The 16738-nt window shown below is 33.7% G+C and carries 8 protein-coding genes, 1 tRNA gene, 2 rRNA genes and 1 other RNA gene; 11 read left to right on the top strand and 1 reads right to left on the bottom strand.

Going from position 1 to position 16738, the window contains the following annotated elements; genetic code table 11:
• Positions 1-139: 139 nt before the first annotated feature.
• The 3 genes from IC758_RS14755 to IC758_RS14745 all read left to right on the top strand — a co-directional run bounded on the left by IC758_RS14755 (position 140) and on the right by IC758_RS14745 (position 4914).
• Positions 140-1642, top strand: a 16S ribosomal RNA gene (locus tag IC758_RS14755).
• 221 nt (positions 1643-1863) lie between these two features.
• Positions 1864-4762: ribosomal RNA gene (locus tag IC758_RS14750) — 23S ribosomal RNA — on the top strand.
• The 16S and 23S rRNA genes sit together here with 1 tRNA gene alongside, the layout of an rRNA operon.
• Before the next feature lie 77 nt (positions 4763-4839).
• Positions 4840-4914, top strand: a tRNA-Thr gene (locus IC758_RS14745).
• Between the two features lie 221 nt (positions 4915-5135).
• On the opposite strand, the gene srtB is transcribed toward IC758_RS14745, so the two are convergent.
• Positions 5136-5822, bottom strand: coding sequence for a class B sortase (srtB, locus tag IC758_RS14740; RefSeq protein WP_285891634.1), 687 nt, complete (start codon positions 5820-5822; stop codon positions 5136-5138).
• 131 nt (positions 5823-5953) lie between these two features.
• Here srtB and rnpB point away from each other — a divergent pair.
• From rnpB to IC758_RS14700, 8 genes are all read left to right on the top strand, one after another.
• Positions 5954-6288: RNase P RNA component class A (gene rnpB, locus IC758_RS14735), an RNA gene on the top strand.
• Positions 6289-6564: 276 nt separating this feature from the next.
• Complete coding sequence (locus IC758_RS14730) at positions 6565-9075, top strand: SPOR domain-containing protein (protein ID WP_227432350.1); 2511 nt, start codon at positions 6565-6567, stop codon at positions 9073-9075.
• A gap of 122 nt (positions 9076-9197) precedes the next feature.
• Positions 9198-11189, top strand: a complete 1992-nt coding sequence (locus tag IC758_RS14725) for a hypothetical protein (RefSeq protein ID WP_227835278.1) — start codon at positions 9198-9200, stop codon at positions 11187-11189.
• A complete protein-coding gene (locus IC758_RS14720) occupies positions 11179-11499 on the top strand; it encodes a hypothetical protein (protein ID WP_227835279.1) in 321 nt (106 codons plus the stop codon). Before IC758_RS14725 ends, IC758_RS14720 begins: the two co-directional genes overlap by 11 nt.
• Before the next feature lie 193 nt (positions 11500-11692).
• A complete protein-coding gene (gene galU / locus IC758_RS14715) occupies positions 11693-12568 on the top strand; it encodes a UTP--glucose-1-phosphate uridylyltransferase GalU (RefSeq protein WP_285891637.1) in 876 nt (291 codons plus the stop codon).
• A gap of 22 nt (positions 12569-12590) precedes the next feature.
• On the top strand, positions 12591-13604 hold the full coding sequence (gene galE / locus IC758_RS14710; RefSeq protein ID WP_227835280.1) for a UDP-glucose 4-epimerase GalE: 1014 nt from the start codon (positions 12591-12593) through the stop codon (positions 13602-13604).
• 110 nt (positions 13605-13714) lie between these two features.
• Positions 13715-15649 carry a cell wall-binding repeat-containing protein gene (locus tag IC758_RS14705; protein WP_227835281.1) on the top strand — a complete coding sequence of 645 codons (1935 nt, stop codon included), beginning with the start codon at positions 13715-13717 and terminating at the stop codon, positions 15647-15649.
• Between the two features lie 211 nt (positions 15650-15860).
• The gene (locus IC758_RS14700) at positions 15861-16670 is read left to right on the top strand and encodes a DUF3800 domain-containing protein (protein WP_255613040.1); all 810 of its coding nucleotides are present in this window, start codon (positions 15861-15863) and stop codon (positions 16668-16670) included.
• The last annotated feature ends 68 nt before the right edge of the window (positions 16671-16738 follow it).

Below are 16738 nucleotides of genomic sequence, written 5' to 3'. Positions count from 1 at the left end.
ACCAAAAAATAATGAGTACAAAATGATTTATTTAATAAAATGAACTTTGAAAATTAAACAGTAGGTTAATTTATAAAACAAGAAACAAACCATAAAGCCAGATATTTAGATAACAATAGTATCTGAGCCTGATAAACTTTTATTTGAGAGTTTGATCCTGGCTCAGGATGAACGCTGGCGGCGTGCCTAACACATGCAAGTTGAGCGATTTACTTCGGTAAAGAGCGGCGGACGGGTGAGTAACGCGTGGGTAACCTACCCTGTACACACGGATAACATACCGAAAGGTATGCTAATACGGGATAACATATTTGAGAGGCATCTCTTGAATATCAAAGGTGAGCCAGTACAGGATGGACCCGCGTCTGATTAGCTAGTTGGTAAGGTAACGGCTTACCAAGGCGACGATCAGTAGCCGACCTGAGAGGGTGATCGGCCACATTGGAACTGAGACACGGTCCAAACTCCTACGGGAGGCAGCAGTGGGGAATATTGCACAATGGGCGAAAGCCTGATGCAGCAACGCCGCGTGAGTGATGAAGGCCTTCGGGTCGTAAAACTCTGTCCTCAAGGAAGATAATGACGGTACTTGAGGAGGAAGCCCCGGCTAACTACGTGCCAGCAGCCGCGGTAATACGTAGGGGGCTAGCGTTATCCGGATTTACTGGGCGTAAAGGGTGCGTAGGCGGTCTTTCAAGTCAGGAGTGAAAGGCTACGGCTCAACCGTAGTAAGCTCTTGAAACTGGGAGACTTGAGTGCAGGAGAGGAGAGTGGAATTCCTAGTGTAGCGGTGAAATGCGTAGATATTAGGAGGAACACCAGTTGCGAAGGCGGCTCTCTGGACTGTAACTGACGCTGAGGCACGAAAGCGTGGGGAGCAAACAGGATTAGATACCCTGGTAGTCCACGCTGTAAACGATGAGTACTAGGTGTCGGGGGTTACCCCCCTCGGTGCCGCAGCTAACGCATTAAGTACTCCGCCTGGGAAGTACGCTCGCAAGAGTGAAACTCAAAGGAATTGACGGGGACCCGCACAAGTAGCGGAGCATGTGGTTTAATTCGAAGCAACGCGAAGAACCTTACCTAAGCTTGACATCCCAATGACATCTCCTTAATCGGAGAGTTCCCTTCGGGGACATTGGTGACAGGTGGTGCATGGTTGTCGTCAGCTCGTGTCGTGAGATGTTGGGTTAAGTCCCGCAACGAGCGCAACCCTTGTCTTTAGTTGCCATCATTAAGTTGGGCACTCTAGAGAGACTGCCAGGGATAACCTGGAGGAAGGTGGGGATGACGTCAAATCATCATGCCCCTTATGCTTAGGGCTACACACGTGCTACAATGGGTAGTACAGAGGGTTGCCAAGCCGTAAGGTGGAGCTAATCCCTTAAAGCTACTCTCAGTTCGGATTGTAGGCTGAAACTCGCCTACATGAAGCTGGAGTTACTAGTAATCGCAGATCAGAATGCTGCGGTGAATGCGTTCCCGGGTCTTGTACACACCGCCCGTCACACCACGGGAGTTGGAGACGCCCGAAGCCGATTATCTAACCTTTTGGAAGAAGTCGTCGAAGGTGGAATCAATAACTGGGGTGAAGTCGTAACAAGGTAGCCGTATCGGAAGGTGCGGCTGGATCACCTCCTTTCTAAGGAGAATTGCCTACTGTTTAATTTTGAGGGTTCGTTTTTACGAATACTCAATTAGCACTTTGAGCAACAGGATTTATCTGTTGGCGCTGTGCGTTAGCACTTTGAAAACTGCATATATATATTTAGTGATATGACATCTAATTTGTAATATATAAAGCTGATAACTTTTAAAAATTATCGAAGTTGATAGCTTCTAATCTATCAAACCTTTTTAACTGGTCAAGTTATTAAGGGTGCAGGGCGGATGCCTTGGCACTAGGAGCCGATGAAGGACGTGATAAGCTGCGATAAGCTTCGGGGAGTTGCACGTAAACTTTGATCCGAAGATTTCCGAATGAGGAAACTCACTTAGAGTAATGTCTAAGTATCATTAAGTGAATACATAGCTTAATGAGGGGAACTCAGGGAACTGAAACATCTAAGTACCTGAAGGAAGAGAAAGAAATTCGATTCCGTAAGTAGCGGCGAGCGAACGCGGAATAGCCCAAACCAATAAAGTTTTCTTTATTGGGGTTGCGGACATATCTTAAACGAAGAGGTATCGTAATTGAAGAGGTTTGGAAAGACCCACCACAGAAGGTAATAGTCCTGTATGTCAAACGAGAAAACTTCAGATATGATCCAGAGTACCACGGGACACGTGAAACCCTGTGGGAAGCAGGAGGGACCACCCTCCAAGGCTAAATACTACCTAGTGACCGATAGCGTATAGTACCGTGAGGGAAAGGTGAAAAGAACCCCGGGAGGGGAGTGAAATAGAACCTGAAACCCTGCACTTACAAGCTGTGGAAGCACATTTCTTGTGTGACCGCGTACTTTTTGTAGAACGGGCCAACGAGTTACGTTAAGTAGCAAGGTTAAGCACTTAAGGTGTGGAGCCGTAGCGAAAGCGAGTTTTAACTGAGCGTTCAGTTACTTGACGTAGACCCGAAACCGGGCGACCTACCCATGAGCAGGATGAAGCGAAAGTAAAATTTCGTGGAGGTCCGAACCCACGAGCGTTGAAAAGCTCGGGGATGACTTGTGGGTAGCGGTGAAATTCCAATCGAGCCCGGAGATAGCTGGTTCTCCCCGAAATAGCTTTAGGGCTAGCCTCAAGGTGAGAGATACGGAGGTAGAGCACTGAATGTCCTAGGGGGTATTGCACCTACCGAAGACTATCAAACTCCGAATGCCGTCATCTTATACTTGGGAGTCAGACTGTGGGTGATAAGATTCATAGTCGAAAGGGCAACAGCCCAGATCGTCAGCTAAGGTCCCTAAATGTAAGTTAAGTGGTAAAGGATGTGGGATTGCACAGACAACCAGGATGTTGGCTTAGAAGCAGCCACTCATTCAAAGAGTGCGTAATAGCTCACTGGTCGAGTGATCCTGCGCCGAAGATTTCCGGGGCTAAAACTTACTACCGAAGCTACGGCATCAGTAATGATGGGTAGGGGAGCTTCCCATACGGGTTGAAGCATGACCGTAAGGACATGTGGACAGTATGGGAGTGAGAATGTTGGCATGAGTAGCGAGATGTGGGTGAGAATCCCACAGGCCGTAAACCCAAGGTTTCCAGGGGAAGGTTCGTCCGCCCTGGGTTAGTCGGGACCTAAGCTGAGGCCGAAAGGCGTAGGTGATGGACAACAGGTTGATATTCCTGTACTACCGATAACCGTTTGAGAGATGGGATGACACAGTAGGATAAGCTAAGCACACTGTTGGTTATGTGTGCCCAAGCATTGAGGCAGTCAGAGTAGGTAAATCCGCTTTGATAATGCTGGGATGTGATGGGGAGCGAAATTTAGTAGCGAAGTAGCTGATTTCACACTGTCAAGAAAAGTCTCTATCGAGGTTAAAGGTACCCGTACCGCAAACCGACACAGGTGGGTGAGGAGAGTATCCTAAGGCCCGCGAGAGAACTGTTGTTAAGGAACTCGGCAAAATGACCCCGTAACTTAGGGATAAGGGGTGCCACCATACGGTGGCCGCAGAGAATAGGCCCAAGCGACTGTTTACCAAAAACATAGGTTTCTGCTAAGTCGCAAGACGATGTATAGGAGCTGACGCCTGCCCGGTGCTGGAAGGTTAAGGGGATCTGTTAGAGTAATCGAAGCAGTGAACTTAAGCCCCAGTAAACGGCGGCCGTAACTATAACGGTCCTAAGGTAGCGAAATTCCTTGTCGGGTAAGTTCCGACCCGCACGAAAGGCGTAACGATTTGGGCACTGTCTCAACAACAGACTCGGTGAAATTGTAATTCCGGTGAAGATGCCGGATACCTGCGACAGGACGGAAAGACCCCATGGAGCTTTACTGTAGCTTGACATTGGGTCTTGGTACTACATGTACAGGATAGGTGGGAGGCTTTGAAACCAGGACGCCAGTTTTGGCGGAGCCATCCTTGGGATACCACCCTTGTAGTACTGGGACTCTAACCATAGGCCATGAATCTGGTCTTGGGACACTGTCAGGTGGGCAGTTTGACTGGGGCGGTCGCCTCCCAAAAGGTAACGGAGGCGCTCAAAGGTTCTCTCAGTACGGTCGGAAATCGTACGTAGAGTGTAAAGGCAAAAGAGAGCTTGATTGCAAGACATACAGGTCGAGCAAGGATGAAAATCGGACTTAGTGATCCGGTGGTTCTGCGTGGAAGGGCCATCGCTCAACGGATAAAAGCTACCCTGGGGATAACAGGCTTATCTCCCCCAAGAGTCCACATCGACGGGGAGGTTTGGCACCTCGATGTCGGCTCATCACATCCTGGGGCTGTAGTAGGTCCCAAGGGTTGGGCTGTTCGCCCATTAAAGTGGTACGCGAGCTGGGTTCAGAACGTCGTGAGACAGTTCGGTCCCTATCCGTCGCAGGCGTAGGAAATTTGAGGAGACCTGTCCTTAGTACGAGAGGACCGGGATGGACGTACCTCTGGTGTACCAGTTGTTCTGCCAAGGGCATGGCTGGGTAGCTATGTACGGAATGGATAAGCGCTGAAAGCATCTAAGCGCGAAGCCAACTTCAAGATAAGATTTCCCACCGCAAGGGTAAGACCCCAGAAAGACTATCTGGTTGATAGGTCGAAGGTGTAAGTGCAGCAATGTATTTAGCTTATCGATACTAATAGGTCGAGGACTTGACCAATATTTATTTGATGTTCATTAATTAAAATATATATGCAGTTTTTAGAGTGTTAATTTAACTCACAATAGAATAAGTGTGCTGGTGTGGCTCAACGGTAGAGCAGCTGACTTGTAATCAGCAGGTTGTAGGTTCGATTCCTATCACCAGCTCCAGTAAAGACTATGTTTTTAACATAGTCTTTTTTATTATATAATATATTTATTATTTTATATAGTTTATAGAAATAGACAGGAAATTGATAAATTTAAGTAAAAAATAGCTATTAAGTAAGAAATAGCTATACAGATTAAAATAATTATTTTAATCTGTATGTGAATACCTTAACGCAAAAATTTGATTATTTGTGTAAGAATTGTTAAAAAGACATGTATATTTAATTTGAAACTAACTTGCCATGGATTACCATTCTAGCATCATCAAATTCATAAGTGCATGTAGAAAGTGTAACTATCTTATCTTTACTACTTACTTTCATATTTGATTTATGTAATGATTTGGAAGTAATAGCATCTATGTATTTTTGATAGTCTGATTCGCTATTAAAGCTTGTTTTTAGATAATCATAATCAGATTCTACAATATAGGCAGAAAATACTTCATATAATAATTCTTTTCCATCCATAGTGATTTTTATTTGATTGTTTTCTTTAAAGAAATCATCATCTTTAAACTTATTTAGATTATTAAACATTGTTTTGTTTTTCATATTATGTCCATATACTATAACATTTTGGTCATCCAGAGATTTATTTCTATAATCCATGAATAATGTACCTGAGATAGATTTTTTACCATAAAAGTCTTTGTCAAGATAATAAGAATTATCTTTAGATTGTACAACTGGATAATTTATATTTGTATTATCAACAGAAAGCCAAAACTTAAAATCTTTGTTTATTTTTAATAAGTCTTCTTTTTTATTTTCTTTTTTCTGAAGTTGAGCAGATACTTTAGTATCATGGCTGTACTTGCTAAGCTTTAAGCATATATTAAATCCACTATAGATTATTACTAATATTAATATAATATTAATTATTACTCTATATAATTTTTTCAACATTCCACCTCAAATCATAAATAATAGTTTATATACCTATATTACACTATTTTTGAAGAAATTTAAATTTTTAGTATAATATTACTTTGACATACTTAAGTATTTATGATAATATAGCTAAGTAAAATGAATATTAAGTAAGCCAGATAATCGCATGTAATTTTACATGAGGAAAGTCGGAGCTCCATAGAGCAGGGTGCTAGGTAACACCTAGTGGGAGCAATCCTAAGGATAGTGCAACAGAAATAAACCGCCACTTAAGTGGTAAGGATGGAAAGGCGAGGTAAGAGCTCACCAGCAGCTAGGCGACTAGTTGGCTATGTAAACCCCACCTGGAGCAAGACCAAGATAGGAATAAAGAGTGCTGCTCGTACTCTCCGGTAGGTAGGTCGCTTGAGCTTATTGGTGACAATAAGCCTAGAAAGATGATTATCTAATACAGAACTCCGCTTATAGACTTGCTTAATTTTTTCGATAGGTGAAACATCAGTTTAAACTGATGTTTTTTTATTTGCAAATTTGTCTAATTTACTTTCAAAATTTTGTGGAATATTGTAATATAAGTTAGTACAGATATTAAAAATGGTATAATATAAGATGGATATAAAAAGAAAAAGTAAAATGATGTAAATAATATGATATGATATAAGATGTAGTAAATTTAGTAACTAATTATTAAAATATCATAATCAAATTAGTAATTTTACATAATGTAAATATCACAATAAAATAATTGATTTAAGGAGTGAAGGTTTTGAGTGAAAATAATATAATAAGAAATACTGTTTTAAATGTCACAGCAAGTTTTTTAAAACAAGAGTCTAAGATAAATGAAAAATTAGAAGGTGTTTTAGAAAAGAAATTTGAAAAAGTAGAATTCAATGAAGCAAAATATGCTGAGCTTTTAAAATTTAATATATTGTTTTATAAAACATTAGCAAGAAATACAGAACCGCTTATCGGGAAATGGATAGTAGATAAATACATACCTGAAATAGATGAATTAGAGAAAGAATTAGAATTAACTACAGCTAAATGTAGAAAGTATGTAAATAAGGCAATGAAGGATGGTTTAGACTGTCTAAAAGCCAACGATTTAAGTAGTTTTTTAGCTTATGATAAAATGGACCTATTAGAGAGACGAAGACGTTTAGAAAAGGATTATAAGGTTCTAAATCTATATAAAGACCTTCTTAATATAACACTTAGAAAGATAAGTTTAGAAAAGAAAGATTGTGCAAGTTTATTTCTTAAGAATCAAGCTGATGCTAAAAGAGAACTAAAAAGAGAAATAATATTCTGTGTAAATAAGATATTAGCTAGTAGCAAAGAGGTAGTACCTAAAAATATAGAAGAGAATTCTGAACAAAGCAGTGAAGATATAAAAGCAACAGAAATTGAAGATTTACAATTAGGTAAAGATAATTCAGAAAATGATGTTTTATTAAATTCAGTTAAAAAGTCAGAATTAGGAAAAGAACCGCAGATAAATGATGTAGAAGCAAAGTTTATGGATAAACTAAATAGTTTAAATGATGAAAGTATATCTCAAACTGTATATAATGAATATAAAAAATTATGTGGGTTAGAAGAACTTCCTTATGTTGAAGGCTATGGCTTTGGTGGAGAAGTTATTAAAGACTTTGTTTGTGCAACAGTTGCATTAGAATTTTTGAAGAGAAGAAATAGAGACCTTATAGAAGGTGCGATGAGATTAACTATAATTGGAGAATTTGGTGCTGAAAATTTTAAGGAATTCATAGATTATGTAATTAAAAATAAAACAGAAATTAGTGAAAATGTTTGGGAAGAAGCACACATTGTTCTAAAAGATAAATCTTCTGAATTAGAAAATCACGATATTGTATCAAAGAGAACTAGAAAAAATAAAGACATTGATATTGAAGAATATATTTATATGATAAAAAATGCAGATAAAGATGTTTGTTTTAGAAGTAGCATTTCTATAGAGGAAGATACTAAAGAAGAAGTAATTAATAAGAATGAAAATGTAGAGAATGCTATAGAAAATAAAGAAGATATTGAAAAAGATCATGATATAAATAAAGAAGAAATAATTGAACCAGAAAATAAGAAGAGTAGAAAAAAAGATAAATTATTTGGATTTATGAAAAAGGAAAGCAAAAAAGAGGATGTGCTAGAAGAAACTGAAAAGGAAGAGATTGGATTAGATAATACTTCTGATACAGTTCCAGGTGAAGCTGATGAATCTATTAAGGAAAATATAGAAAACTTAGAAGAAATAAACCAAAGTTTAGAAGAAGAACGCAACATAAAAATAGAAAAACCAATAAATAATGATGAGTTAGATAAAAAACTATCAGCAAGTAATGAGCCTAAATCTGAAAAAGAAAGTAAGGGATTAGGTGATGAAATGCCAAAAGAAGCAGAAGAAAAAAAGGTAGAAAGTGAAAAATCAGTAGTAATACCTATTAACAAGAAAGAAAAAAATAGCAAAAAGTCTAAACATTCTTCTAAGTTTAATTCTAAGGAAAAGAAAACAGAAATAAAAAATTATGAATCAAATGAAGAAGATTCTATAGATGATGAAGAGGTTGGTTCTAAAAAAAGCAGATTAAAAGAGACTATTATAGCTATAGTTATAGTGGCAATTGTTGGTGTAGGATACTTTATAACAGTAGGCAATAACAAGAAAAATGATAAAGACACGACACCTCCAAAAGCACCAACTCAGCAACAAGCCAACAATAAACAAACAGAAGAAGAAAAGAAAGCAAAAGCTGAAAAAGAAAAGAAAGAAGCAGAAGAAAAGGCAAAAGCAGAGGAAAAAGAAAAAGCTGAAAAGAAAGCAAAAGAGATGGAAGCATATAAAGACGGTAAAGGTGTATATTATACTGTCTATGCAGGTTCACTTAAAGTTGAAGCAACAGCAAAAGAAACAGCAAAAGAATATGAAGCTAAAGGTATTTCTTCAACAATAGTTCAAGAGAATGGATATTATAAAGTGAAGATAGGTGATTATTCTGAGTATGGAGAAGCACAAGAAAAATGTAATGAATTAGCTAAGAAATCTATTGATACATATATAGCGATGTATGATAAGTACTATGATTACAAATTAGAAGATTTGAAAGAATCAGCTCCTTCATTAAGTGCTGAAGAACTTAGACAAAAATATGAAGATTTAAGAAGTGAGTTAAAAAATAAATCTGGATATCGTGAATATGTTAAACATTTAGATAAACTTTATGAAGAAATAGTTGAAGGTGCTTAGGATATTTATTAAATAAGGACGAATTATGTCTCAAAATAAAAAGTATTAAAAGATATTATTTATTTTGAGACATTTTATTCACCTTTAGAAAATAATTATAATTTTGTTTAGGCGGTGAAGGTATGTTGAAATTAGGAGAAAAAATTATATATGAGCTTTCAGATGGATTTGAGCTTAGTGGTATCAGTAGATATTCAAAAGAATCTAAGAAACTTCATATAACAAATTTAGGTAATATTATAATCAGCAAAGCAGATGAAGTTAATGATGAATCAGGGGTAAAATATATATATAGTTTTTCAGATAATAAAAAAAAGTTAGAAGCAGTTTTAGAAGGTTCTCAAATAATCATTTATGGAGATAACTTGCCTTTTTATATAAAAAGTGAGAATTCAAGTAAGAATGTTACAGCAAGTTTAACTATGAAAATAACTTTAGATGAATATGATTTAATCTGTAAGAACCAAAGAGAATTTATATTTTATTTAAAAGACAACATGACTATCTTGAGTTTAGATGATAATAAATTTTATATGGGTGGAATTAATAAAGATAATGAAAAGTTTATATTTATCAGTGGAAAAAATAGATTTGAAATAAACTTTGATGATATAGAAAGATATATTTTAGAAGATAAGAGAGTTTCTCTAAAGGGTTATTTTCATATGGAAAGAGAAGGTCTTATAGTAAGGTCTATTTCTATATTTAATAATAATGTAGAAAATATAGTTCCAGCCGATTTAAGTGAGAGAGTTAAAGATAATAAGAAAATAGGAAATCTTCCTAAAGATTGTGAGATAGTATTCTGTAAAATATCAGGAAATATAGATGGATTTGATTATAAAAATACTAATATGCTTTTAGTAAAATATCAGGATCAACTTATTTTTATAAATAAGAAGTCTAAAAAAACTATTGTTAAGTCAACAAAAGATAATTGTTCAAAGTTAATTTTAGGAGAAGACATTATATTATATGATAATAAAAATGTATTTAACTTGCACATAAATGATAAAAATAAAGAAGCTATGCAAATAGAGGATTTAAAAGATATAGAAAATGAAATAGTAGGATATACATTAAAACATGCCCCATTTTTTATCCAAGAAGATTTTAATAGTTTAACAATAATGAAGTCTTTCCAAAAAGAAATTATATCTATAAAAAATAGTGATGTTAAAGATATTGTAATTAATAGAGATATTGAAAGTAAAAATTCTGATTTTGTAGAAACAGAAATAAAATTTAATAATCAAAAAATAATTTTAAATTTAAGTAGAAGTATGGTTCAAAAACTTATGCAAGATGTCTTTATATATGCAAAAAAACCACTACTTAAAGACGTTTCTGTTGAGATTTTATATAAAAATTGGTCTAAAGCTATGAATGATATGATAATATTTAATTTCTTTGGAAATATTTATTACATGAAATCTGAATTTGATAAAGTATTAGAAAGAGAATTGAATGATGAAATAAGAATAGAAGTCATAAATGCACTTTATAATCAGATACAAGAACAGAGAAATAATTTAGACTTGATATCAGCTTATACTCCAAGAATATTAGAAAATCAAGAGATAGAGTTATTTGAAAAGTATAATGCAAAACTTGATGTACAAGTATTTAGACAGATTAAAAATTTATTCTTTGATTTATCATACAATATAAGTAGTTATTTAGATGGAGTTGAAAAAAGTTTAGATAATATTATATTTGTAATATCAGGTAAAGATAAGAAGCGATACAATTATAGGATGTTAAAGGAAAGTGAAAGTGCAAACTTGGATGTATTTTTAAAACAAGCTATATCAAGATTAAATCATTTAGTAGAAAATATGTATCCTTACTATGTGGATGAAACTAGTAGAGAGATGTTTAAGTTATTTGAAGTTTTATGGAAAAATTATAAAAATATTAATGATGATAGTGTAAAAGAAGTATTATTCGAGAGAATAACAAATACATATGTATTTAGACAATTGACATTAAATAATAATACAAATGAAAGAAGAAAAGACATAATTGAAAAAATATATAATTCTGTTGATTATGGAGCCAATAAGATAGATGAAAATATGTTTTTCACAGGAGGTATGAAGTATGTCAAGTAAATACAATGTATGGAATTTTAATTATGAGTTTTTAGGTTTGAATTCAAGTGATGAAAAAAATAATGAAGTTTATTATGAGATTGATTTAGATGAAGTCTTAAATGAAAACTATATAAGTGAAGATATAGATGGAGATTTAGATACTGATGGAAATAGCATCTTAGGAGAATTAATATCAGAAATGGATATAGATGAAGATGTAAGTGTTGACATGACATATCAAGAATTAGACGTGGATTTAGAAGATTTAGATTCATATTTGGATGATGATATAGATAGTGATATAAAGGGTATTTTAGATGAAATTTAGTATCTATGTGAGTTTTAGGTAGAATATATAAAATATAATATATTAACTTATAAAAACTAAAGGTAGATGAAATTTCATCTACCTTTATGTTCTTGTAATGTTAAGAATTGGGATAATATAGAGTTTGAAGAAAAAGTATAAATATGGTATATTAATTTGGTACAAGAGAAAATTTACGAAGAAGGGTGAAAAAATGCAGATGACAGTAAAAAAAGCGATAATACCAGCAGCAGGGCTAGGAACTAGATTTTTACCAGCAACAAAATCACAGCCCAAAGAAATGCTTCCTATAGTAGATAAGCCAACTTTACAGTATATAATAGAAGAAGCTATAGACTCAGGAATTGAAGAAATTCTTATAATAACAGGTAGAAATAAAAAATCTATAGAAGACCATTTCGATAAATCAGTTGAATTAGAGTTAGAATTAGAACAAAAAGGTAAGACAGAAATGCTAGAAATGGTAAGAGATATATCAAATATGGTAAATATTCACTATATAAGACAAAAGGAGCCAAAAGGTCTTGGACATGCAATTTACTGTGCAAAAAGTTTTATAGGAGATGAACCTTTTGCTGTACTATTAGGTGATGATATAGTAGACTCAGATGTGCCTTGTCTAAAGCAATTAATAGATACTTATAATGAATATAAAACAACTGTACTAGGTGTTCAAAAGATAGCTAAAGAAGATACAAACAAATATGGAATATTGGATATAAAACATATAGAGGATAGAGTTTATAAAGTTAAAGATATGGTTGAAAAGCCTGCAATTGAAGAAGCACCATCAGATATAGCCATACTTGGAAGATATATAATAACTCCTGCAATATTTGATATATTAGAGAAACAAACACCTGGAAAAGGTGGAGAAATACAGTTAACAGATGCACTTCAAACTCTTGGAAAACAAGAAGCTATTTATGCGTATAATTTTGAAGGAAGAAGATATGATGTGGGAGATAAGATTGGTTTTTTAGAGGCGACAATAGATTTTGCTCTACAAAGAGAAAATCTAAAAGATGATTTAATGGATTATATGAGAAAAAAAGTAAGCGAAAAATAAATTTAGAAAAGAGGTAATTACTATGGCGGTTTTAGTAGCTGGAGGAGCAGGATATATAGGAAGCCATACAGCAATAGAACTTTTAGAATCAGGTTATGAAGTTGTTATAGTTGACAATTTAAGTAATAGTAACTCAATAGTAGTTGATAGAATTAGAGAATTATCTGGAAAACAAGTAAAATTTTATAATATTGATATAACTAATAAAAATGAAATGCACACTGTATTTAAAGAGAATAATATTGAATCTATTATACATTTTGCAGCTTTAAAAGCAGTTGGAGAATCAGTGGAAAAGCCAATTGAATATTATAGTAATAATCTAATAAGTACATTAAATTTATTTGAATTAATGAGAGAATATGGTGTTAAAAAATTTGTATTTAGTTCATCAGCTACTGTATATGGAGATCCACATACTTGTCCAATATTAGAAGATTTCCCGCTTTCCGTAACTAATCCATATGGAAGAACTAAGCTTATGATAGAGCAGATGTTAGTGGATATATCAAAAGCAGATGAGTCATTAGATATAGCACTTTTAAGATATTTTAATCCAGTAGGTGCTCATAAGAGTGGAAGAATTGGTGAAGAACCAAATGGAACTCCAAGTAACTTAATGCCTTATATAACAAAAATAGCAGTGGGTAAATTAAAAGAACTAAGTGTATATGGAAATGATTATCCAACTCATGATGGGACTGGAGTTAGAGATTATATACATGTATTAGATTTAGCTGCTGGTCATGTAAAGGCATTACAAAAATTAGAAGAAAATCCAGGACTTGTTGTTTACAATTTAGGAACTGGTAAAGGATATAGTGTTCTTGATTTAGTTAAAGCATTTTCTAAAGCCAGTGGAAAAGAGATACCATACAAAATTGTTGGAAGAAGAGCTGGAGATGTAGCAATGTGTTATGCAGATTCATCAAAAGCAGAGAAAGAACTTGGATGGAAAGCTAAATATGAACTTGAAGAAATGTGCCAAGATTCTTGGAGATGGCAAAGTATGAATCCAAATGGATACGAAGCATAAAATGTATATTAAAGGGGTAAATGTAACAAATTTGTAAATGCAAGATATTGGTAATTTTATGTTATAATTAGAGGCGTGTAGTTATGTTTCTAAAAGAGGGGGAAGTTATAGTGAAAAAAAGTCTAAAAAAGTATTTAGTACTAGCAATGACTTTAGTTTTAGTATTTGCATGTGGTGTACCAGAATCAAGTGCAGCCAGTAAACATGTAATTATAGTAAACTCAAGAAAAAATACTCTGGGATATTTTGTAAATAGCAAGCTTGTAAAAGAATTTAAAGTTGCAACAGGGAAAAAAGGTTCAGAGACACCAACAGGGAAAACAAAGGTAGTTAACAAGATAAAAAATAGACCATATTATAAAGGAAATATACCTGGAGGAAGCCCAAAAAATCCATTAGGAGATAGATGGATGGGATTAGCACTAAAAGGAACTTATGGAGATACATATGGGATACATGGAAATAATAATGAAAGTTCTATAGGAAAACACATTTCTGGTGGATGTATAAGAATGCACAATAAAGAGGTTAGATGGTTATTTGACCAAGTTCCAGTAGGTTCAGATGTAATTATAGATTATAGTAATGACAGTTATACTAAAATAGCAGCAAAATATAAGATAAATTTAAACCAAACAGGATGGAAAACAGAAAATGGTAAGAAGTATTATGTAAAATCTGATGGAACATACCAAAAAAATAGTTGGTTAAAAGTAAATGGAAAAATGTATTATTTTGATGCTTCAGGAGTAATGCAAACAGGATGGAAGACAATTAATAATAAAAAATATTACTTAGGAACTGATGGAGTAAGAGTATCTGGATGGAAGGTAATAGATGGAAAAACTTATTACTTTAATTCAGATGGAGTAATGCAAACAGGATGGCAAGAAAAAGATGGCAAGAAATACTATCTAGGAAATGATGGCTTATCAGTAGTAGGATGGCAAGAAATAGATGGTAATAAGTATTACTTTGATAAAACAGGAGTAATGCAAACAGGATGGCAGCAATTAGAAGGTAAATCTTACTATTTAGACAAAGAAGGTAAAATGCTAACAGGAACTCAAAAAATAGATGGAAAAGATTATACTTTCAATGAAGATGGAACAATAAACCCTACATGGAACACAGTTATAGGAGCAAATAGATTTGATACAGCTAAAAAAATAAGTGAAGTTGGAAATTGGGGTGCTGATAGTTCAGATACTGTTGTATTAGTAAATGGAAATGCAATAGCAGATGGAATAACAGCAACACCTTTGGCAAGTAGTTACAATGCAACAATATTACTTACTAATACAGATAAATTACCAACTGAAACTGTTGCAGAAATGAATTTATTAGCACCTAAAACAGTAATTTTAATAGGTGGAGAAAATGCAATAAGTTCTAAATTAGAGCAAGAAATAAAGAGTACTTTTAATGCAGAGACAAAGAGAATATCAGGTCAAGATAGATATCAAACTGCTGTAAGAATAGCTAATGAACTTGGAAACAGAGAAGAAATAAAGACAGCTTATATGGTTTCTGGAAATGGAGAGGCAGATGCTCTATCTGTAGCTTCTAAAGCTGGAGAAGAAAAACAACCTATAATACTAGTTAAGAAAGATGGAATTACAGAAGAATCTTATATTTGGCTAACAGAAAGAAAATTAGAAAATGCATATTTTATAGGTGGACCAAATGCAATTAATGATTCAACAATAGCTAAGATGAATGAAATAACTACTGAAGATGTTTCAGGAAATAGAATATATGGAAACGACAGATTAGATACTAATGCTAAAGTTATAGAAAAATTCTATGGCGATACTGATTTACAATCTGTGTTAGTTAGCAAATCAGATGCTTTAGTAGATGCTTTATCAGCTGGACCATTAGCTGCAAAATTACACTCACCAATAGTTTTAATGGATAATTCAGGATTATCAGCAGAACAAAATAGAGTATTTGCAAATAAAAAAGTTGAAACTCCTTATCAAATTGGAGGAGGAGTATCTTATATAGGTATGGATAAATTAATAGATATTCTTAGAAAATAATAAAACTATATAAATAATGTATAAAATGAAATTGAGATGTAAAATTCAACAGCCTAAAGCTTTGATTGTTTATATCTCAATTTTTTTATTACAAAATTAAGTTTAAGTTATCTAAAAATCTTGGAATATTTTCAAAACTCATATAAAATAAATATAGGTGATATCATCATATGTTAAGAGGGTGAGTGAAATTATAAAGAAGAAGTATATAATGTTTATTGATGAAAGTGGGAGAGCTGATATAAATCATGAGGACCCATTTACATTAACAGGAGTAATTTTTGAATATAAATACGCAGTGAGTCAAGGTGATTATGTCTGTTGTTTAAGGAAAGAGATGGATGCATTTAAAGATTATTGCTTTGGAACTAGTAATATAGGAATACACTTGACTGATATATCCAGAAAGTCAAGAGCATTTGAAAGGTTTGATGATTCACAAATTAAGTTATTTTATGATGAATTACCTTTATTTCTATCTAAACTAGAGTGCACCATAATATCAGTAACAGTAGATAAGGCTAGATTAAAAAAATACTATGCACCTTCAAAGGAACCTTATGTTGTAGCTTTTATACATGTGCTTCAAAATTTCTATTCATTTGTAAATAATGAAAATGTAGAGTCTGCAAGAATCGTTATTGAATCAAGAGATGATGTTTCAAATTTAAAAGTACAAAAGGCATTTTTTGATGTTTTTAATAATGGAACAATATATTTAGATATAGATGAAGAGTTAAGAGACAAGGTAAAAGGTTTTATAATTGCCAAAAAGGAAGATGTAGATTACAAAGAAGGTTTAGAAATAGCTGATATTCTATGTAATCCTCTTAGTAGAGCTAGAAGAGGATTAATAGAAGCAAATCCAAAATGTGTGCAATATGGAGAAAAAAATAAAATATTTAAATCTGTAAGAAGTAAAATATACACTCCAACTAGTTTAAATGACATAAGAAATTGGGGTTTTAAAGAAGTTCCAATTGTAGAGCCTGTCGGACCATGGCTTGAAAAAATGAGATAGATAGATTGACAAATTTTTAGAAAATTGATATAATATAAATAACTTAGTTATTCAGGAATTGAAATACA

Source organism: Clostridioides sp. ES-W-0016-02, assembly GCF_020641035.1.
In the GTDB taxonomy this organism is placed as follows: Bacteria; Bacillota; Clostridia; order Peptostreptococcales; family Peptostreptococcaceae; genus Clostridioides.
The sequence above is the reverse complement of the archived record's forward strand: the minus strand, read 5'-3'. Positions and strand labels throughout refer to the sequence as shown.

Excerpts from the sequence above, each read along its gene's own strand:
- IC758_RS14725 (WP_227835278.1), top strand. The coding sequence starts at position 9,198 with ATGTTGAAATTAGGAGAAAAAATTATATATGAGCTTTCAGATGGATTT.
- IC758_RS14720 (WP_227835279.1), top strand. The coding sequence starts at position 11,179 with ATGTCAAGTAAATACAATGTATGGAATTTTAATTATGAGTTTTTAGGT.
- srtB (WP_285891634.1), bottom strand. The coding sequence starts at position 5,822 with ATGTTGAAAAAATTATATAGAGTAATAATTAATATTATATTAATATTA.
- IC758_RS14700 (WP_255613040.1), top strand. The coding sequence starts at position 15,861 with ATGTTTATTGATGAAAGTGGGAGAGCTGATATAAATCATGAGGACCCA.
- galU (WP_285891637.1), top strand. The coding sequence starts at position 11,693 with ATGCAGATGACAGTAAAAAAAGCGATAATACCAGCAGCAGGGCTAGGA.
- galE (WP_227835280.1), top strand. The coding sequence starts at position 12,591 with ATGGCGGTTTTAGTAGCTGGAGGAGCAGGATATATAGGAAGCCATACA.